Source organism: Desulfocurvibacter africanus subsp. africanus DSM 2603 (assembly GCF_000422545.1).
GTDB classification, from domain to species: domain Bacteria; phylum Desulfobacterota; class Desulfovibrionia; order Desulfovibrionales; family Desulfovibrionaceae; genus Desulfocurvibacter; species Desulfocurvibacter africanus.
The window spans coordinates 15,663-35,391 of sequence record NZ_AULZ01000020.1 but is presented as its reverse complement, the minus strand read 5'-3'; the positions used below and the strand labels follow the sequence as shown (position 1 = coordinate 35,391).

Below are 19,729 nucleotides of genomic sequence, written 5' to 3'. Positions count from 1 at the left end.
CATGAGCAACGGCAGAGGGCTTTAGTCGTCCGGGGTACGGTTGGCCTCAACAGAATAGGCTGCATGCATACGCTGCTCGACATCTTCTGCAAGGGGCTTCTGGGCTGGGGTAAGGGCCTGGAAGTCCCATTCCCCGCAAGCGGCTTCGTCGGGCATCTTAACGGAAAGCGTAACACGTACAGCGCGCTTGCTGCCCTCTACCCTGTAGGTGACAGTATAGCGGATTGAGCACCCATGAAGAAAGTTATGGTATGGGCCAGAAAAACCATTCAAGGCTTGCTTTGCAGCAACGCTTACGGGTATGTGCTCAATGTGCAGATAGTCTGGAGAAGATTTGTAACGGTAATCAAACCATTGGGATTCGTTGTCATAGGGGAGCGGTCCAGAAAAATCATAATGGTAGTAATCGGACACAGAGACAACAAGGATATTCTCTCCGCTCTTTCTGATTTCAACAGCGTTTCCCAGCCTGCGCGTGGACAGCCTTGGCTGCATCCCAGCGCACGCCGAGACAGTAACCATTAACACCAGAGCGAGCAGGACGAAGCGACTACGCATGGCTTTAGGCTCCTTTGCCGCACGCATACCATCAGAAAAATAGAATATCTAGAGGAAACCGCATGAAACAGGCAGCCCAGCGATACAACAAAAACTGCGGAAGCATGAATCAAATAAGATCGCCGGCTGCCCGAAGGCTCCATAGTGACGATGAGCGCCAGCATCCATGGGAAGTCTGCACGTCTGGGAGCTCGGGATGTCAAGCGGCGGGCAAGAAAAAAAGAAGGCCCGCATGGGCGGGCCTTGGCATGGCTGGGCGAGATCAAAGCTCTGGCTCAACTGCGAAATCCTTTAGCACCATTGATCGCGCGGTATTCCAAACAAATTCGTCGTAACTATGTACAAGAAGCGGGCGCTTAATCGCTATCCACTGAAATCCATTAAGCCCATGATCTATGCCTATTTCAGCAAGCGCGAGAGATATAAGGGCGTACCTTGATACATCCGGCAGAGACGCTAGAAATTTCCCGCTGCCGCACCTTCTCAATATATCCTCGGCTGCTAACGTGACCACTCTCTTGTCGTAATCAGAAAGGCGATTAAACACATGTTTTCCAATGAGTACCATTTTAACTTCTTCGATCTTCAGCGGAGCCGACAGAAAACTAAACAAGCCCATGTGTTTGCCTCCATAACGGGTTAGGAAAGCACGCAGGCGTTCTGTGCAGCCCATGGGTGCCAGAGCGCGATAAAGGCGACTTGGTTTCACGCCCCATACCACCGCCGTTCCCGTTTGACCAGCGGATAACCACATGAATGAGTACATCAACCAACTGAACCGCCCAGGCGACACCGTGCATAACACCCTGGGCCGCCACAGTCCCAGCCCGAACTGAATGCTCCGGTCGAGATCGCTGACATTGCATGGGCCGAGCGGGTTCGGCAGCAGGAGGGGGTGCAGAATCTGTCCGTTTAAATTGCGCGGTACGCAGTGCGCACCAGTACGCAGATGCATACGCGAAAGGAGGATAGTATTTTTTTCTGGGGGTAACTCTGGGGGTAACAGCAAAACCCTAATTGGGCAAAATTAAGCAACTACTTGAGTTACCTAGCTTCTATTCGATTGACGCCGCCCCACCAAATTTCCGTGAAAATGCCCCCAACTGGGGGCATTTTCATTTCTGGTTCAACTGGTAGCTCTCTGGATACCGCCAGGAATACCAAACGACTGGCATTCGTATACCGCTTCCTTACCTCTCCCGCTATTGTCAGCACCTCCATTTCCCGGTCCGAGTTCTCGATGACCTTAAGGCATGCCTCGGGGAAATGGAGTCTCGCTAGGCTTTGAAAACAGAACTTAAAATTTCCGGTCCAACGCCAAATGCGAGAAATAGCCGATCACGGCTGCGACATAGAAGGGAGTAAGGGGCCGTAGCGGAAGGCCGAAGAAGATGCTCGGCACGATAAGCATGGGTAAAGGGGTCACAAGCATGGCCCACCAGGTATGGGTCCAGCCCCGGTGTTGGCCCACAGCCGGGAACATGGCGAACAGTCCCAGCAGCGCGGCCCAGCGGTATTGGCCGAAAATGATGAGCAGCAGGTCCGCTGCCACAAGCATGCTGTAGTAGAGGCGCTGACCGTGGGAATCGGTGTCAACGTCCGGAAAAAGCGCAGCCATGATGGCCACGGCCACAAGCAATCCGGCAGTGACCAAGTCCGGCTGGTAAAAGCCTGACCAGTAGCCGGCGGCCACGCCTCCCACCGCGAAGGTCATGCCGCCAAGCAGATGTCCCGTATTACTTGGCATGGAAAGAAAAGTGGGACGCCGAAGCGCCCCACTCATCTAGAACATGTCTTTCTCTGTTTCTTGTATGGTCTGGTCCACGGCCTGCTTGAGCTTGGCCGGCAAGCCCATGATATCCACATTCAGGAAGCCCCTCACGATAGTCGAAGTGGCCTCTTCCTCGTCCATGCCGCGGGCCATAAGGTACTCGATCTCTTCCTGGGCTATCTTGCCCACAGCCGCTTCGTGGGATAGCTCCACGCCCTCCACGGATGCGTACAGTTCAGGAATGGCATGGATGATGCCGTCCCCAAGGATAAGCCCCTTGCATTCCAGATGTCCGCGGCCAGGCACGGCCCTGCCCTGGATGTCACCGCGGTTGATGATGGTGCCGCCGGTGGTGATGGTGCGGGCGATGATCTCGGCCTTGCAGTCGGGAGCGGCCATGATCACGCGGTTGCCCGAATCGATGTGAGAGCCCTTGGGCGCGACCATGACCGAGTTGAAACGGGCCACGGCTCCCCGGCCGGCCAGGGTGATGGACGGATACATCTGCACGGACTTGACGGGCTTGAGCAGGATGTAGTTGTTGAGGAACACGCCGCCCTCGTCCACGATACCCGCCGAGCGAGGCCGCACCTCGGTGTCTTCGCCCCAGTTGTGCACCATGGAGAAAGTCAGCTTGGCGTTCTTGCCCACGAAGAACTCAGAGATCCCCAGATGCAGGCCGGTCTTGGAGTGCTTGGACACGGCGCAGCCCGTGATCATGTGCAGCTCCGCGTCCTCCTCCAATATCACGACATTGTGCACGCTCTGTCCCGTGCGGTTGGCCTTTATGAACAGACAGGACTGCACGGGCTCGGGAACCTTGACGCCCTTCTTTACGCGCACGAAGTAGCCGCCTTGCAGGTGTTCGGCTGCCATGCGGGTGTATTCGTCCTTGTCCTTGTCCACGAGCTTCCAGAAATAATCCTTGAGCCCGTCGTACTTGGCCAGAGCATCCTTGATATCCAGGATCTCCACGCCAGGATGCGCGGTATGGCAATATGCGCTGGCATGATTTACATGCAAGAAGCTGCCGCTGCGGCCCTGCTCCTCCACGTCGATGCCGGACATGAGCAGCTGCTCGCGGTCGTCGGCATCCAGTGAGCGCAGATCGCCGAGCTTGGGGGCAGCGATGCCCTCGAACTCATATTTGGAAAGATCGATATCCTGAGCGCACATGGCTTATCTCAACTCCGTCAGGGTGGTTTCTGGTTTCTGCAGGCAGCGCACGCACTCCTTGTAGCCGTACTTGCGGATGTGCTCCAGGATGGTTCTCGGCCGATCCTCGCAGCACAAATTGCCGTTGTATAGCACCTGGGCGCGGTCGGCCGTGACGTAGTCGAGGATATAGCCCGTATGCGTGATGATAAGGCCGGACCTGCGGCGCCGACGTTTCTGCTCCTTGATGCTCATATCCACGCGGGGCTCTATACCCCCGCCAAGGAGCTTGGCCGCAGTGGAGCCTATGAGGACCATGTTTTCCAGGTCCACGCCGGACTCGGGCTCGTCGAAGAGGATGAAGTCCGGATCCTGGGCCATGAGCTGCAGGAGCTCACAGCGCTTGATCTCGCCGCCGGAGAAACCGTCGTTGATGTCTCGGTCCAAGAACTGCTCGGCATTGACCTGCTTGGCCAGGGAATCGGGATTCACCTCCCGGCCGCGGGCGCAAAGTTTGATGAGCGTGCGCGTGGGCAGGCCATGGATGGTGGGCGGCCGCTGAAAGGACATGCCCATGCCGAGGCGAGCGCGTTCGTAGGTGGGGGCTTCAGTGATGTCCTGCCCCTTGAAGTATATGCGGCCTTTAGTCACGGTATAGCCGTCGAAGCCCATGAGCGTCATGAGCAAGCTGGTCTTGCCCGAGCCGTTGGGGCCAAAGAGGATGAAGGTCTCCCCCTCGGCGATTTCCAGATTGATCCCCTTGAGGACCTCTTTATCGCCAATGCTGACGTGCAGATCGCTGATCCTAAGCATGCGTCTCCTCGATTGTCTCCTGGAATGATTGGCAGAGCAGGAGGATGGGGGAACCTCCCGCAGCGGTCGTTGTAAGCCTGTTCCGGTAGGGAATTCAAGGGAAAAGGGCTCGCTGCCCTACCCCTGCTCAATGCTGAGGACGGCCTGCCTTGATGTCGTAGCAGTAATAGCAACGGTCACGGCGCCGGAAAAGCGGCAAGAGCACAATACCGGCGACGAATCCACCCACGTGAGCCAGCCAGGCCACGCCGCCCTCCTGGCCTTGGGCTATTGTCGCCAAGCCCGTGACGATCTGGATGACGAACCAGACAGCCAGGAAAACCACGGCTGGAATCTCGATGAAATAGGGAATGAAAAAGATAGGAATGAATGTCAGCACCTTGCCATGGGGATACAGCACCATATAGGCGCCCATTATGCCTGCGATGGCACCGGATGCGCCAACGACCGGAATGTCCGATTGAGGATTGAAGAGAACGTGCGCGGCAAGGGCTGCCATGCCACACAAAAGATAAAATACAATGAAGCGCAGCGGACCCATGACGTCTTCAATATTGTCGGCGAAGATCCACAGTACCCACATGTTGAGCAGGAAGTGAGCCCAGCCGCTGTGCAGGAACATGTAAGTCAGGAAAGGCGCGGTGCTGCTCAGCAGCGCCGCCTCTTCAGTCCATCCAGGGCTGAAATGGCGGGCTGGGACCATGCCCCAAGTGAAAAAGAGATCCAACAGTTGATGCTGGCCAAGGCTCAATTCATAGAGGAAAACGCTGGCGTTGAGGATGATGAAGAGCCAAACCGCCTTGGGCCTGTGTACATTGGGAATGCTGTCACGTAAAGGAATCACGCGAAGATGTGCCCTCCTCTCGGCCTTGGGCCGATGCCGAGGCTCTCCAGAGCCTATCCAGCCTTTCCATGAGCTCGCGCACCTGCCTGGCCCTCCTCTGGCGCAAGTCAGCCAGCAATATGCCGGCTTCGGCCCGCAAGCCAGGCAGATCGCCAGGGTTGCGCACTATGAGATCACAACGACTGAGCTTACGCTCCTCGGGCCATTGCCAGCTTTCCAACGCGGCCGCAGCTTGTTCCGAAAGGCCCCGCTCCGTATGCAGCCATTCCTTTCTCTTATAAGCCGGGGCCGCGATACCCACAACCATATCAAATTCTTTTCCCTGCTCCCAGCCTGCTTCCACAAGCAGCGGAATCTCGGCGACCGCCAACCGTTCATGTTGGTGCGCCTGGAAAAAGAGCTCCATGCGATGCTTCACCAACGGGTGCACAAGCTCTTCCACCTCGCGGCGCAGAGCGGAATTTTCCAACATGGCTTGAAATAGCGCCCGCTTGTTCACGCCGCTGGCCTCGGTCATAAAACGCTCACCGAAGCGCCGGGCCAGGAGTGCGGTCCCGTCTCCGCCTGGCGCATACAGCTCGGCCACGGCCTTGTCCGCGCTGAAGGTCGGCACGTTTTTTTCGGCCAGGAGCCGCAGCAAAGTGGACTTGCCGCTGCCGGGCATGCCCGTGAGCCCTACGCGCTGCACCCGGCGGTCCAGCAATAGCGGCAAGCGGCGAAAATCCTTGGGTGGCGTGGAGACGAAGACCAGCTCGCGACCGTCGGCCGGATGAGCCAGGCGTAACCGGTGCGCATGGAGCATTTGGCGCTTCGCCAATAACCTTGCCCAAGGCAGGTCTTTATCCCAGCCGGCAAACGGACCGGGTCCATACACCGAGTCGCCGATGATGGGATGACCGATGGCGGCCAAGTGCACGCGGATCTGGTGCGTGCGGCCGGTGAAAATGCGCACACGCAGGAGAGAAAAACAGCCGTCACGCGAAGACCACAGCATCTCATATGCCGAGCGGGCCGGCCGTCCGCCCTTCTTCAGCACTGCCATGCGGGTTTTGTGCGTGGGATGGCGGCCCATGGGCAGGTCAATGTCCCCGCGATCCTGAGGACGGCCATGGACCAGAGCCAGGTACACCTTGTCCACCCGACGTTCGGCAAAATCCTCGGCGAGCGCCAGTCGCGCTCGCTCCGTCAAGGCCACCACCAGCAGGCCTGAAGTGTCCTTATCGAGGCGGTGCACGATGCCGGGCCGTTCGCTATCCAGTGCCGCCAATTCCGGGAAATGGTGCAGCAGGCGGTGCACCAGTGTGCCTTCAGGACAACTCGGCGCCGGATGTGTGGTCAGGCCCGCGGGCTTGTTCAGCACGAGCAGCCAGTCATCCCGATACAACACGGCGAGGTCGCCCTGCTCAGGGGTCAAGCAGTTCCCTTCGGCCCGGCCGAGCAGACACACGTTCTCGCCTCCACGCAGGCGGAGACTCGGCTTGGTCCAGGGCTTGCCGTCTACACTGGCCAGCCCGATCTTGATCCACTCCTGCACCCTGCCCCGGGAAAAACCGTCGCCAACCTGCTCGCCCAGGAATACATCCAGACGCTTGCCTGCGGCATTCGGCCCGGCTACACCTTCATAAAGCTTTGTGAGGCCCTCTCCCTCGCCCATATATCCCTCTGCCCGACAGCCGGCGACCGGCTAGCAATCGGCCTTTTACTTGCCCTTGACCCGTGCGACAGACATCTTTAGAAAGGTTCGATTTTGGCTGCGGGTCCCCCTCCTGCCAGCCCATTATCCCTAATGCATGTAGGGCCGTAGCCCAATCGCATACTCCGCGCAAGCTCGACACAGGCCTGCGGCCACCATGCGGCCGCGTCCAAAACCAAAAGAAACAGGAGGCAGGCGTGCCTGTACACGTCGTTGATCATCCCCTGGTCAGGCATAAGCTAGGCGTATTGCGCCAGCACGACATTTCCACTCAGAAGTTCAGGGACATCGCCTCCGAGATCGGCCGCCTGCTGACCTACGAAGCCACCAAGGACCTCGAGACTGAAAAAACAGTTGTTCAGGGCTGGGCCGGCGAGGTGGAGGTGGAACAGATCAAGGGCAAGAAGATCACCGTTGTCCCAATTCTGCGCGCGGGACTGGGAATGATGGACGGCGTGCTGGACATGATACCCGGGGCCAAGGTCAGCGTGGTCGGCTTTTACCGCAATGAGGAAACCCTTCAGCCTGTCGAATACTACGTCAAGCTGACCAAGAACCTTGAGGAGCGCATGGCACTCATCCTTGATCCCATGCTTGCCACCGGGGGCACGCTCATCGCCACCATCGAGCTGCTCAAGAAAGCCGGCTGTACCAAAATCAGAGGCCTGTTCCTCGTGGCCGCTCCCGAGGGACTCAAGCGTTTGGAGGCCACCCACCCGGACGTGGAGATATACACGGCCGCCATCGACTCGCACCTAAACGAGGTCGGTTACATCATCCCCGGCCTAGGCGATGCGGGCGACAAGATATTCGGAACCAAGTAGACACAGCGATTCCGCTACCGCGAACCACGTCACAGGAGACTTCATGAGCGCAGCCAACACCGAATACTCATTCCGCCTCCGGGACAGCCTGCTGGGCGCGCAGATGCTGTTCGTCGCCTTCGGCGCCCTGGTCCTCGTGCCTCTGCTTACCGGTCTGGACCCCAACGTGGGCCTGTTCACCGCCGGTGCCGGCACCCTGCTCTTTCAGATCCTCACCAAAGGTAAGGTTCCGGTATTTCTGGCCTCCTCCTTCGCCTTTATCGCGCCCATCATGTACGGCGTACAGACCTGGGGCATTCCGGCGACTATGTGCGGCTTGGCTTCGGCAGGCGTGGTCTACGTGCTCCTCAGCCTGCTCGTGCGCGTCTATGGCAGTGGTATCATCAGCCGCGTGCTACCGCCCGTGGTCACAGGGCCCGTCATCATGGTCATCGGTCTTATACTGGCTCCAGTGGCCGTGCACATGGCTTCGGGCCGCACCGGCGACGGCGCTGTGCAGCTTGTGCCCTATTCCACCGCGATTATCGTCGCGGGCCTATCCTTGGGTACAACGATTCTTGTCTCGCTGTTGGCCAAGGGCATGCTCAAACTCGTGCCCATCCTGTCCGGCATCGCCGTGGGATATGTTACGAGCCTCTTCTTTGGTCTGGTGGATTTCACCAAGATAGCCCAAGCCGAATGGATCGCCCTGCCCTCTTTCGTTTTTCCGCAGTGGAACCTCGAAGCTATCCTGTACATTCTGCCTGTGGCCATTGCCCCGGCCATCGAACACGTGGGCGATGTGCTGGCCATAAGCTCGGTGTCGCGCAAGAACTATCTGGAAGATCCCGGCTTGCATCGCACCCTGCTCGGCGACGGCCTGGCTACTTCCCTAGCCTCTTTCCTCGGCGGTCCGCCCAATACGACCTACTCCGAAGTCACCGGCGCCGTGGCCCTGACCAAAGTCTTCAATCCAGCCATCATGACCTGGGCTGCCCTCACGGCCATCCTGCTGGCCTTCGTGGGCAAGCTCGGCGCCGTATTGTCCACGATTCCCGTACCGGTCATGGGCGGCATCATGGTGCTCCTGTTCGGCGCTATCACCGTTGTTGGCATCAACACATTGGTGCGCGCGGGCGAGGACCTCATGAAACCCCGGAACTTGGCCATCGCAGCCATCATCCTGGTCACCGGCATCGGTGGCATGACCGTGGGCATCGGAAAGTTCAGCCTGGGCGGCATCGGCCTGGCCGGCGTGGCCGGTGTGCTGCTCAATCTTCTGCTGCCCGGCCGGCACGAGTAATTTCCTGCGCTTGGGGAGGAGCGCTGCTCCTCCCTTTCTTCCGATCCAGAACCGTTACGCCGCCGAAGCCTACCTCAAGGCTGTTCCACGAATAGACGCCCGCCAATCTCTATCCTTGTTCTCATCAGATAACGTTAGCTTGTTCTGCCTGAGATAATGAAATTTCTTTTCCGGCCATTAAAATTCCTATTTGCATGGTCCGATTCTTGTACGATCTCACTCAAGCAGTTAGAAAGATGATTCGGCGTTTCTCCAAAGAACGCCCGGCTCAGCCAGACGACTTTTTCTGAACTTTAATATTGGCCACAGGATGATTACGTTAGCTAGTAAAATACAAGAGGAGCTAGCATTTCCATGATATTCGGTCCTTTCAAACGCGGTCCCTTCCCCTCGGCTGATGAGGATGCCTTTGCTGCACAGCTGCGCAAGGAAACCCCCCAAACCCGCACCCCCTCATACAAGCTGGCTTTCCAGGATGACGATTTCCTACTCAGGGATGAACTGCGTCCTGTACGGCTCCAGTTGGAACTGCTCAAACCCGAGCTACTCATGCGCGAGCAGAATATTGACGCCACTGTCGTGATCTACGGCAGTGCGCGCGTTCCGGAGCCGGCAAAAGCGCAAGAGATGCTCTGCGCGGTCGAAGCCGAACTTGAAAAACAGCCGGATGATCCAAAGCTGCGGCAACGTGCAGCCGCCGCCCGATATGCCGTGAACTTCAGCCGCTACTACGAGGAAGCACGAACTCTCGGCCGGCTCATATCGACCAACTGTCAATTGGAGTGCGAGCAGAATCTGGTGGTCATGACTGGTGGCGGCCCAGGCATCATGGAGGCGGCCAATCGCGGAGCCTACGAGGTAGACGCCCAAACCATCGGTCTGAATATCGTCCTGCCCTTCGAACAGGCTCCCAATCCTTACATAACCCCGGATCTATCCTTTCAGTTCCACTACTTCGCCATTCGCAAGATGCACCTTCTCATGCGCGCCAAGGGACTGGTGGCCTTCCCCGGCGGATTCGGCACCATGGACGAGCTCTTCGAAACCTTGACTCTCATCCAGACCGGCAAGGTTGAACCCATTCCAGTGCTCCTTTTCGGCCGCGAGTTCTGGAACAAGGTCATAAACTTCGAGGCCCTAGTGGAAGCCGGCACTATTGCAGCTCGCGACCTTAAACTCTTCCAATATGTGGAAACGGCCGAAGAGGCCTGGACCATTTTGGCGAAGGAAATAGGCCGAAACGGTAAGCGTAATGGCAAGCAAGTCACAAAAGCTGAAATGTAAGCCATCATCCTCCAAAAACGAACGGCCGACTTCTTTAGGAAGTCGGCCGTTCGAATAGCGTTATTTCATGCCTTACGTGTTCACGACCTCGAAGCCCACGTCCGTGATGGCCTTGCGAACAGTCGCTTTATCCACGGGCTTGCCGGTTTCGTACATGACCATGCCGCTTTCTAAATCCACCTTGACTTTACCGATCCCGTCCAGAGCCTCTAAAGCCTGGGTGACGGATTTGACGCAATGCTGGCACCTCATGCCCTTGACGGTGATCTGCTCCATGGCCATGCGTTTCCTCCTTTTATTTGAATCGGCTTGAACTTGAAGCCAGTCTACCTGTTATCAAGCCATCGCACGGCAGCCGCGAAATCGAGACTGCCAGCGTAGATGGCTTTGCCGGTGATGATGCCTTCAAGGCCCTGGGTTTCCAGGGGAGCGAGTACTTGCACATCCTCAAGAGTGGCCACGCCGCCGGCGACGATAACCGGCAGTTCCGTGTGTGCGAGCAAGTGTCCCAACGCTTCCAGGTTGACTCCACTCTGCATGCCGTCGCGGCCGATGTCAGTATAGATAATGAAGGATGCGCCCTGGTCCGTGAGCCTGGGCAAAACATCGGAAACAGCCAGGCCAGCATCATGGACCCAGCCCTTGGTCTTGAGCCGGCCATCCACCGCATCCAGAGACACGCCGATGCGGCCGGGCAATTCGGCGCACAGACGGCCGAAACCCTGCTGATCTTCCAGCGCCATGGTGCCGATGATGAGCCGTTCCACGCCCGCATCGATATACGCCTTGGCGGTGTCCAGATCCCGAACGCCACCGCCAAGCTGTACCGGGATGGAGAGCGCGGAACAGATCGATGCCACGAGATCGAAGTTCTTGGGTCGACCGTCAAAGGCCCCGTCGAGATCAATTACATGCAACCAGCGGGCGCCTTGCGAAGCCCAATGGCTGGCCATGGAGAGCGGATCGGCTGAAAAGACGGTCACTTCATCCTTGCGCCCCTGGCGCAGGCGCACGCATTGGCCGTCCTTGATGTCCACTGCCGGAAAAAGAATCACAGTCCGAGCTCCTTTATGGCCTGCTCAATGCCTTCCTGGGTCAGTTCCTCGGCCGAGATCCATTTGCCGCCCCGGTTGACGAACTTGTCCACATCCAACAGGTTCTCACTAAGCGGCTGCTGGGTTTCCTCAAACCTATATCTACGCAGGATGGTCCCATTGCCCACATCCAGCAGGAAAAAATCCATGATCACGCTAGCCGGTTCTTCGGCTCCCCAGTCTCCGCCCCTGCGCTCGTGATAAAAGACGAGTTGGGGAACGAGCAGGTAATCCGCCGGAATGCACTTGCCAACTTGCAGCCAGTAGCGCAATGCGGCCATGCGCTGCTGCGCCTGGGGCTCGCGAGACACGACTTCCCGGCACCCGCTGACCCTGGACTGCGAGATGAAGTTCACGTCCTCATCGCGCAAGACCTCTTCGAACGCGAGATCAAGCTTGTTGAGCACGCGCTCCTCTACCAGCACGCACTGCTCCGGCAGGCAGCCGGCCAGAAGCTCCCACGTGTTTTGAGGATTGGTGAAGCCCGCCACCGCCAAGGTGGAGCCTTCGGGCCTTTCCAGGGCAGGGGCTCCGGCAGCGCAAGCCGCCGTCAGGCTTGCGCCGAGCAAGAGCAGGACAATCCTAAGGCGCACGCTGTGGGTCATGCGTCCAGCGCCCCCTTGGTGCTCGGCACTCCGCTGCGTCCACGGGACACTGCTCGACGTAACGACAATCCAAGAGCTTTAAAGGCCGCTTCCAGCAGGTGATGGCCATTTTGGCCATATTCCAGAGTGACGTGGAGATTCATGCCGGCCTTGGCGGCAAACGACTTGAAGAACTCGCGCCAGATGTCTTTTTCCTCGCCAGCGATAACCGGCGGCAGGACGGCATTCTCTCTGTAGACGAGCCAGGCCCGGCCCGAAAGGTCGACGACCGCTTCGGCCAAGGCCTCGTCCATGGGGACCTTGGCCCAACCCACGCGCTCGATGCCCGCACGGTCGCCCAAGGCTTCGGCCAGGCACTGGCCCAGGCACAAGCCCACATCCTCCAGGGTATGATGCGCATCAATATGCAGGTCGCCACGACAGGACAGGTTCAGATCAAAACCGGCCCAGAAAGCCATGAGCGTAAGCATATGATCGGCGAACCCGAAGCCTGTACTGACCTCTGTCTTGCCCGTGCCATCTAGGTCGAGGCGTACGTTAATGCACGTTTCCCTGGTTTCGCGGCTTACGGCCGCATTGCGCGGATTCATGCGATTCCCCTTGTGCTGAGCAATGCTACACGAAATGCCCCCCTGGGAACAACGACGCTCTCGGATGCTATGTCCGGGGAGCCGGGGATAAGCTATTCGGCCTCTGCGCTGTTTTCCTCGTCTTCATCCGCAGCCGGTTTCTTCTTTTCCTTCCCAAAGAGATGCGCCGCGATGATGCCAAACTCATAGAGAAGAATCATTGGTCCGGCCATGAGGGTCTGAGTGAACACATCGGGCGGAGTGAGGATGGCCGCCACGATGAAGATGACCAGGATGGCGTACTTGCGCACCCGGCGCAGACCCTGGGCCGTGACCAACCCCAATCGGGCCAGGAAGAAGATGACCAGCGGCAGCTCGAAGACAACGCCGAAGGCGAACAGGAGCTTGAGCGCGAAGCTCAAGTATTCACTGAGCTTGGGCGTAAAAACTATCTTGTCCGTGGAGTAGGAGGCGAAGAACTCGAAGCCGAAGGGGAATACCACGAAATAGCCGAATAACGCCCCGACAGTGAAGAAGACCGCAGAAAAAATAGCTATGGGCACCAAGTACTTGCGTTCATTCTGATACAACCCCGGAGCCACGAAAAGCCAAACTTGATAAAAAAGGTAGGGGCTGACGAGAAAGAAGCCGGCTACAAAGGAGACTTTGAGGTACGTGAAGAAGGCTTCTGGCGGGTAAGTGTAAATAAAGTTGCTGTTATGGAGCACCTGCACCATGGGCTCCATAAGGATGTCAAAAAGCTGCTCGGCAAATGCGTAGCAGGCCAGAAAACCCACGAATACGGCAATAAAGGAGCGTATAAGCCGCTTGCGCAACTCATTAAGGTGCTCGGTAAGGGTCATCTCGTCGGAGGCTTTCTCTTCGGGCTGATCTTCGGGCTGGCTGTCGGAGCTGGCGGAAACCGCGTCTCCTCCCTCAATCGCCTCGGAAGAATCTGCTAAGCCGACCTGATCACCGGATGAAGACTCCAGGCTGTCCTTGTCCTGGCTCATGCCTTGTCCCCTCCGGGCTTGTCCTTGTCAGCGGACGTGGGCGTCTTGGACACGGTTTCGGCCACGGGCCCACTGGATTGAACATCAACGACCGGACCGGACTGAGCTTCGGGACGAGTAGGCGCGGCATCGTCAACTGGCTTGGATAAATCGGCCTGACCAGCTTCGCCCCCCTGTTCGCCCAAGGATGCCTCGTCCTTCTCGGCCTTTTTGGCGGATTCCTCGCGGGCCTTGGCCTTTTTCTCGGCGAGTTCCTTTTCCTTGCGCCGCTCATCGCGCTCAGCACGCGAGACTTCGGCGTCCAAGGTCGATTTGACGTCCGTGCTTAAGCGCTTGAATTCCGCAAAACCTTTGCCCACGGTCTTCATGATCTCGGGCAACTTGCTCGGGCCGAGTACGACGAGCGCCACGAGAATAATGATCAGCAGCTCGGTGGTTCCAATGCCGAACATAGTCTCACATCCATGGACGGCCAGGACTCATTCCCAGCCGTCGTCTGCGGTTGTTCCTCTACTCCGCCGGGACTGCTATTCCCACTCTATGGTGCTGGGCGGCTTGGAGGAGATATCCAGTACCACACGGTTGACGCCCTTTACCTCGTTGATAATACGATTGGACATGCGCGCCAGTATCTCCGAGGGCACTCGCGTCCAATCCGCGGTCATGGCGTCCAGGCTGTCCACGATGCGCAAGGCGATGACGCTCTCGTAGGAACGCTCGTCACCCATGACGCCCACGGTCTTGAGCGGCAGGAGCACTGCGAAGCCCTGCCAAACCTTTCTGTACCAGCCTGAAGCTTGCAGCTCGTGCTGCACGATCTTGTCCGCCTGGCGCAGGATTTCCAGACGTTCGCGGGTGATTTCGCCTATGACGCGGATGGCCAATCCAGGGCCAGGGAAGGGATGGCGCCAGATGATGTTGTCAGGCAGCCCCAACTCGTAGGCGACCTTGCGCACTTCGTCCTTGAACAGTTCACGCAAGGGCTCCACGAGCTTTAGGTTCATCTTCTCAGGCAGGCCGCCCACGTTATGGTGGCTTTTGATGACCGCCGAAGGTCCCTTGAAGGATATGGACTCGATGACATCCGGGTAGAGCGTGCCCTGAGCGAGCCATTTTACGCCCTGCAGCTTGTGCGCCTCGGCGTCGAAAACCTCGATGAAGTTATGACCGATGATTTTCCGCTTGCGCTCGGGGTCGGTGACGCCCTCAAGAGGGGAGAGGAATAGCTCCTGGGCCTCCACGTACTTAAGGTTCAGGTCGAAAGACTCAGTGAGAAAGTCGATGACCTCCTCGCGCTCATTGATGCGCAGGAGCCCATTATCCACGAAAATACAGTGCAGCCGCTTACCGATGGCCTTGTGCAGGAGCACTGCGACCACCGTGGAATCGATGCCTCCCGACAAGCCGCAGACCACATGGTCGTCACCAAGCGTATCGCGCAGATCCTTGATCGTGGACTCCACGAAGGAAGCCATTGACCAACCCGGCTTGAGGCCGGCGATCTTGAACAGGAAATTGCGCAGGACAAGGTCGCCATCATCGGTGTGGGCCACCTCGGGATGGAACTGGATTGCGTACAGGCGCCTGCTGGCATCGGCCATTGCCGCAACCTTGAGCGACCCGGTACGCGCCAGGATCTCGAATCCTTGCGGCGGAGTGTCCACATGGTCGCCATGTGACATCCAGACCTTGTGCTTGCCGGCCGTGCCGGACAAACCTTCGAACAAAGAGCAAGGGCTCACTACCTCGAGATCGGCGCGGCCATACTCGCGATCCTTGGCCGCATGAACCTTTCCGCCGAGGTAATGGGCCAGAAGCTGCATGCCATAACAGATGCCAAGCACCGGCAAGCCCCAATCCAGGATACTGGCATCCAGGCCTGGCGACTCTGGAGCAAGCACGCTGGCCGGGCCTCCGGAAAGTATCAAAGCGGCAGGCTTCAGCGCCTTGAGTTCGGCCGCAGGGATGGTGCAGGGGTGAATTTCCGAATAGACGCCCGCCTCGCGCACTCTACGGGCGATGAGCTGAGTGTACTGCGAACCGTAGTCCAGTATTACGACCTTATCCATGCTATCTCCTCGGCATCGTTTCCGGCGCGTCACTCTGGTCTGCGCATTGCCAGCCGCGAGTTTCCTTGCCTGACGCCTTCAGGCCATTAGTAAAAAAAAGCTTTCCTGTCGAGGACGTGGCTTACGGCTTGTCCATGTTATAGTTGGGCGATTCCTTGGTGATAATCACGTCATGCACGTGACTCTCACGCAGCCCCGCTGCGGATATTTGGATGAAACTCGTTTTTTCCCTAAGGTCGGCTATGGTGGCGCAGCCACAATAACCCATGCCCGACTTGAGACCGCCTACCATCTGGTAGATGTTCTCGGCTAGCGGGCCCTTATAGGGTACGCGACCCACGATGCCCTCGGGCACGAACTTGGAGGCTTTCTCTTGGAAGTAGCGGTCCTTGCTGCCTTCGCGCATGGCGTCGATGGAGCCCATGCCCCGATAGATCTTGTAGGTGCGACCCTGATAGAGGATGGTTTCGCCCGGACTCTCCTCGGTACCCGCCAACAGGCTGCCGATCATGACCGTATCCGCGCCCGAGGCAATGGCCTTGACGACGTCGCCCGAAAATTTGATGCCCCCATCAGCGATGCAGCAGCGGTCATACTCGCGACAGGCACGAACCGCTTCCATAATGGCCGTGACCTGGGGCACACCAACGCCAGCCACAATGCGCGTGGTGCAGATGGAGCCTGGGCCGATGCCCACCTTGACCGTATCGGCTCCGGCCTTGATTAGCGCTTTGGCGCCTTCATAGGTCGCCACATTGCCGGCCACGAGTTGCGTATTGGGGAATTGCGATTTGAGCGCCTCCACGGCGCGAAGAATATTCCTGGAATGGCCATGGGCCGAGTCGAGCACCAAAAAATCGGCACCGGCCCTGATGAGTGCCTCGGCCCGAGGATCGCGGTCCGCGCCCACACCCACCGCGCCTCCCACACGCAGCCTGCCCTTTTCATCCTTGCATGAATTCGGGTATTTGCCCTTTTTCTCAATGTCCTTAATGGTGATGAGGCCCTTAAGCTTATTATTCTCGTCAACCACGAGAAGCTTCTCGATGCGCGCCTCATGCAGGTGCATCTTGGCTTCTTCGAGCGTAGTGCCCTCGGGCACGGTGACGAGCCGCTTGCTGGTCATGACGTCCGCGACCTTGGAGGACATATCCGTCACGAATCGCACGTCACGGTTGGTCAAGATACCCACCAGTCGGTCGCCCTCTACCACTGGCAGTCCGGAGATGCGGTACTCGCCCATGAGGTCCAAAGCCTGCCCCACGGTCAACTCGGGGCTGATGGTCACGGGGTCGTGGATCATGCCGCTCTCGGACTTCTTGACCTTGCCGATCTCGTACACATGATCTTCAATGGATAAATTCTTGTGGATTACGCCCACTCCGCCTTGACGGGCCATGGCAATGGCCATGCCCGATTCGGTGACCGTGTCCATGGCGGCGCTGATGATGGGAATGTTCAGCCTGATGGTGGGCGTAAGTTGCGTCGATACATCCGCCAAGTCCGGTGTAACTTCGGAATAGGCGGGTACGAGGAGCACATCATCGAATGTCAGCGCCTGGCCCCTAATCTTGTCCATGCAAACCTCCCTCAGGTATGGCTCACGTAGCCGCCGGTATCGGTTCCCTATAGGTCCGCGCGGGACAATGGCGGCCATGATCATGTATTGCTTTTATGCTCGTGCTGGGCAGAGGGATGTCGCATCCCCATCAAATGAATATCTACACAGAATATACCTTGGGAAGGCTTCTGGCAACCATCCAGTCGAAGGTTACCAGACAAGGCAGACGCTGACGTGCGAACGACTCAGCGGCCGAGATAGGCCTCCACGACCCTGGGATCCTCTCGCACATCACGGGGATCACCGTCGGCAATCTTGATTCCGTGGTCCAGCACGGCCAGACGCTGGCACAGGCTCATGACCAGGCGCATGTCATGTTCAATGAGCACCACGGTCACCCCCGAGTCCGCAACCTGTCCGATAAGTTCCACCAAGCCAGCGGTTTCGCGAGGATTCATGCCCGCGGCCGGCTCATCCAGAAGCAGCAGTCTCGGTTCGCAGGCAAGCGCCCTGGCTATTTCCAGCCTACGCTGATCCCCATAAGACAAACTGCCGGCGGGAACTTCGGTCTTGGCCTCCAGACCTACGAAGGCCAGTTGGCGACGGGCGGCCTCTTCGATCTCGCGCTCCTCACGCCTCTGAACAGGCAGGCGTAAAGCCGCGCCCCAGAAACCTTGGCGCGAGCGGACGTGTCGTCCCACGCGCACGTTATCCAGTACGCTTAATTCTGCGAAGAGCCGAATATTCTGGAAGGTGCGGGCAATCCCCAGGCTCGCCAATCGGTCGGGGCGAAGGCCGTCAATCCTGCAGCCTTCGCCGCTATTGCGTCCCGAGAACCAACGCTGAGCTTGGAGCCCATGAAGGGTGATACGCCCGGAGCTTGGCTTGATCGCGCCGGCTATACAGTTGAACAGAGTCGTTTTGCCCGCGCCGTTTGGGCCGATAATGCCGAAAATGGTCCCGGCTTCCACGACTAGGCTGACATCGGTCAGTGCCATGAGCCCGCCAAAACGCTTGTTGAGCGCTTCGATGGTCAGGATCATTCCCAAACCCGACTATTCCGGAGGGCAGGACAAAATGATGTCAAAAGTTGAGGACCGCGCTACAGACCAAGGTAAGCTTTCTTCACGTCCTCATTCTCCAGAAGATGCGCCGCTACGTCACTCATGGTGATGCGGCCGTTCTCCATGACGTAGCCCCGATGTGCGACCTTGAGGGCCTGGTTGGCATTCTGCTCCACCAGGAAGATGGTCGTATTGCTCTCCTTGTTGATCTTCTCGATGATCTCGAAAATCTGGCGGATGATGAGCGGGGCCAAGCCCAGCGACGGCTCGTCAAGCAGGAGCAGGCGCGGCCGGGCCATAAGGGCGCGCGAAATGGCCAGCATCTGCTGCTCCCCGCCGGAAAGCGTCCCGCCGAACTGGCGGCGTCGGCTCGACAGGATGGGGAAGAGTTCGTAGATATATTCCTGATCGCGTTTGATGCCTGCTCGGTCGCGACGCAGGAAGGCACCCATGTCCAGGTTTTCGGTGACCGTGAGGCCCGGGAAGATGAGCCTCCCTTCTGGTACCTGGGAAATACCCAGAGCCACGATCTGATCCGTGGACAATTCTTGGATCGGCTTGCCTTCGAATAGAATCTCGCCGCTACGGGGAGGCACTACCCCGCAGATGGACATGAGCGTAGTTGTCTTGCCTGCGCCGTTAGCGCCGATAAGCGAGATGATCTCCCCCTGCTCCACGCGCATGCTCACGTCGCGCAGGGCCTGGATGCTGCCGTAAAACGAATCGACATGCCTCAGCTCAAGCATTCTCTTCCTCTCCGAGGTAGGCCTGGATGACCCGTGGGTTGGCGCGAACTTCCTTGGGCGTGCCCTCGGCGATCTTCTTGCCGTATTCCATGACATAGATGCGGTCAGACAGGCTCATGACCATCTTCATGTCATGCTCGATAAGCAGGATGGACAGTTTATCCTCCTCGCGAATACGCACAACCAGACGCTTAAGGTCCTCGGTTTCATGAGGGTTCATGCCTGCGGCGGGCTCATCCAGCAGGAGCAGGAAAGGATCCGTGGCCATAGCCCGAGCGATTTCCAACCTGCGTTGAGCGCCATAAGGCAAATTGCTGGACAACTCACTATAGTACTTGCCCAACCCCACGCGCTTGAGCAGCGCGTAACTGCGGTCCACCACCTCTTCCTCCTCGCGGCGGGCGCGTGGCGTGCGCAGCACCGCGCCAAAAACCGAGGTCTTGGTGCGGCAATGCCGGCCGATCATGACATTTTCCAGCACTGTCATGGAAGGGAAGAGCCGAATGTTCTGGAAAGTGCGCGCCATCCCCAACTCAGTGACCTGATTGGGCTTTAGGCCATTGATACGCTTACTCTCCTTGCCAGGCGGCGTGATCATCACGCTGCCTTCGGTTGGCTCGTAAATGCCCGTGACGCAGTTAAAAAAGGTCGTCTTGCCCGCGCCGTTGGGGCCGATCAGGGCCACGATCTCGCCCTGGTTGATGACCAGGTCGACTTCGTTCAGCGCCCGCAGGCCGCCAAAGTCCATGCTTATCTTTTGTACGTCGAGAACCGGTTTCATGAC

21 protein-coding genes are annotated in these 19,729 nt (G+C 58.2%); 3 read left to right on the top strand and 18 right to left on the bottom strand.

What is annotated here, in order from left to right:
* Positions 1 to 21: 21 nt before the first annotated feature.
* The 7 genes from H585_RS0113985 to coaE form a co-directional block, all read right to left on the bottom strand.
* Positions 22 to 558 (bottom strand): hypothetical protein, encoded by a 537-nt coding sequence (locus H585_RS0113985; RefSeq protein ID WP_027368261.1) that lies wholly within the window; start codon positions 556 to 558, stop codon positions 22 to 24.
* Between the two features lie 262 nt (positions 559 to 820).
* Positions 821 to 1,177 carry a hypothetical protein gene (locus H585_RS0113980; RefSeq protein WP_027368260.1) on the bottom strand — a complete coding sequence of 119 codons (357 nt, stop codon included), beginning with the start codon at positions 1,175 to 1,177 and terminating at the stop codon, positions 821 to 823.
* 678 nt (positions 1,178 to 1,855) lie between these two features.
* Positions 1,856 to 2,305 carry a metal-dependent hydrolase gene (locus H585_RS0113975; RefSeq protein WP_034628125.1) on the bottom strand — a complete coding sequence of 150 codons (450 nt, stop codon included), beginning with the start codon at positions 2,303 to 2,305 and terminating at the stop codon, positions 1,856 to 1,858.
* Between the two features lie 36 nt (positions 2,306 to 2,341).
* Positions 2,342 to 3,505, bottom strand: a complete 1,164-nt coding sequence (locus tag H585_RS0113970) for a SufB/SufD family protein (protein ID WP_005985916.1) — start codon at positions 3,503 to 3,505, stop codon at positions 2,342 to 2,344.
* 3 nt (positions 3,506 to 3,508) lie between these two features.
* Complete coding sequence (locus H585_RS0113965; protein ID WP_014261146.1) at positions 3,509 to 4,297, bottom strand: ABC transporter ATP-binding protein; 789 nt, start codon at positions 4,295 to 4,297, stop codon at positions 3,509 to 3,511.
* Between the two features lie 127 nt (positions 4,298 to 4,424).
* Positions 4,425 to 5,141: a rhomboid family intramembrane serine protease gene (locus tag H585_RS0113960; RefSeq protein WP_014261147.1), complete on the bottom strand. Its 717-nt coding sequence runs from the start codon at positions 5,139 to 5,141 to the stop codon at positions 4,425 to 4,427.
* Positions 5,125 to 6,795 carry a dephospho-CoA kinase gene (coaE, locus tag H585_RS0113955; protein ID WP_027368259.1) on the bottom strand — a complete coding sequence of 557 codons (1,671 nt, stop codon included), beginning with the start codon at positions 6,793 to 6,795 and terminating at the stop codon, positions 5,125 to 5,127. Before coaE ends, H585_RS0113960 begins: the two co-directional genes overlap by 17 nt.
* Before the next feature lie 236 nt (positions 6,796 to 7,031).
* On the opposite strand from coaE, the gene upp reads away from it, so the two are divergent.
* The 3 genes from upp to H585_RS0113940 all read left to right on the top strand — a co-directional run bounded on the left by upp (position 7,032) and on the right by H585_RS0113940 (position 10,224).
* The gene (gene upp / locus H585_RS0113950; protein ID WP_005985909.1) at positions 7,032 to 7,658 is read left to right on the top strand and encodes a uracil phosphoribosyltransferase; all 627 of its coding nucleotides are present in this window, start codon (positions 7,032 to 7,034) and stop codon (positions 7,656 to 7,658) included.
* A 43-nt stretch (positions 7,659 to 7,701) separates the two neighbouring features.
* On the top strand, positions 7,702 to 8,940 hold the full coding sequence (locus tag H585_RS0113945) for a uracil-xanthine permease family protein (protein ID WP_014261149.1): 1,239 nt from the start codon (positions 7,702 to 7,704) through the stop codon (positions 8,938 to 8,940).
* A 354-nt stretch (positions 8,941 to 9,294) separates the two neighbouring features.
* Complete coding sequence (locus H585_RS0113940) at positions 9,295 to 10,224, top strand: LOG family protein (protein WP_014261150.1); 930 nt, start codon at positions 9,295 to 9,297, stop codon at positions 10,222 to 10,224.
* A gap of 72 nt (positions 10,225 to 10,296) precedes the next feature.
* Here H585_RS0113940 and H585_RS0113935 read toward each other — a convergent pair whose 3' ends face one another.
* The 11 genes from H585_RS0113935 to H585_RS0113885 all read right to left on the bottom strand — a co-directional run bounded on the left by H585_RS0113935 (position 10,297) and on the right by H585_RS0113885 (position 19,726).
* Positions 10,297 to 10,506: a heavy-metal-associated domain-containing protein gene (locus tag H585_RS0113935; protein WP_034628121.1), complete on the bottom strand. Its 210-nt coding sequence runs from the start codon at positions 10,504 to 10,506 to the stop codon at positions 10,297 to 10,299.
* A gap of 44 nt (positions 10,507 to 10,550) precedes the next feature.
* Positions 10,551 to 11,279, bottom strand: a complete 729-nt coding sequence (gene hisA, locus H585_RS0113930; protein WP_014261152.1) for a 1-(5-phosphoribosyl)-5-[(5-phosphoribosylamino)methylideneamino]imidazole-4-carboxamide isomerase — start codon at positions 11,277 to 11,279, stop codon at positions 10,551 to 10,553.
* Positions 11,276 to 11,923 carry a hypothetical protein gene (locus H585_RS0113925; protein WP_027368257.1) on the bottom strand — a complete coding sequence of 216 codons (648 nt, stop codon included), beginning with the start codon at positions 11,921 to 11,923 and terminating at the stop codon, positions 11,276 to 11,278. Before H585_RS0113925 ends, hisA begins: the two co-directional genes overlap by 4 nt.
* Positions 11,920 to 12,513: an imidazoleglycerol-phosphate dehydratase HisB gene (gene hisB, locus H585_RS0113920; protein WP_027368256.1), complete on the bottom strand. Its 594-nt coding sequence runs from the start codon at positions 12,511 to 12,513 to the stop codon at positions 11,920 to 11,922. Before hisB ends, H585_RS0113925 begins: the two co-directional genes overlap by 4 nt.
* Before the next feature lie 92 nt (positions 12,514 to 12,605).
* A complete protein-coding gene (tatC, locus tag H585_RS0113915; protein WP_420805613.1) occupies positions 12,606 to 13,355 on the bottom strand; it encodes a twin-arginine translocase subunit TatC in 750 nt (249 codons plus the stop codon).
* A gap of 146 nt (positions 13,356 to 13,501) precedes the next feature.
* Entirely contained in the window at positions 13,502 to 13,957 is a 456-nt protein-coding gene (gene tatB / locus H585_RS0113910; protein ID WP_027368255.1) for a Sec-independent protein translocase protein TatB, read from the bottom strand.
* A 75-nt stretch (positions 13,958 to 14,032) separates the two neighbouring features.
* A complete protein-coding gene (gene guaA / locus H585_RS0113905) occupies positions 14,033 to 15,574 on the bottom strand; it encodes a glutamine-hydrolyzing GMP synthase (protein ID WP_014261157.1) in 1,542 nt (513 codons plus the stop codon).
* 121 nt (positions 15,575 to 15,695) lie between these two features.
* The gene (gene guaB, locus H585_RS0113900) at positions 15,696 to 17,153 is read right to left on the bottom strand and encodes an IMP dehydrogenase (protein ID WP_014261158.1); all 1,458 of its coding nucleotides are present in this window, start codon (positions 17,151 to 17,153) and stop codon (positions 15,696 to 15,698) included.
* 227 nt (positions 17,154 to 17,380) lie between these two features.
* A complete protein-coding gene (locus H585_RS0113895) occupies positions 17,381 to 18,178 on the bottom strand; it encodes an ABC transporter ATP-binding protein (RefSeq protein WP_027368254.1) in 798 nt (265 codons plus the stop codon).
* 59 nt (positions 18,179 to 18,237) lie between these two features.
* Positions 18,238 to 18,945 carry an ABC transporter ATP-binding protein gene (locus H585_RS0113890; protein WP_005985886.1) on the bottom strand — a complete coding sequence of 236 codons (708 nt, stop codon included), beginning with the start codon at positions 18,943 to 18,945 and terminating at the stop codon, positions 18,238 to 18,240.
* Entirely contained in the window at positions 18,938 to 19,726 is a 789-nt protein-coding gene (locus H585_RS0113885; RefSeq protein WP_014261160.1) for an ABC transporter ATP-binding protein, read from the bottom strand. The genes H585_RS0113890 and H585_RS0113885 overlap by 8 nt, the downstream gene beginning before the upstream one ends.
* Positions 19,727 to 19,729: the final 3 nt, after the last annotated feature.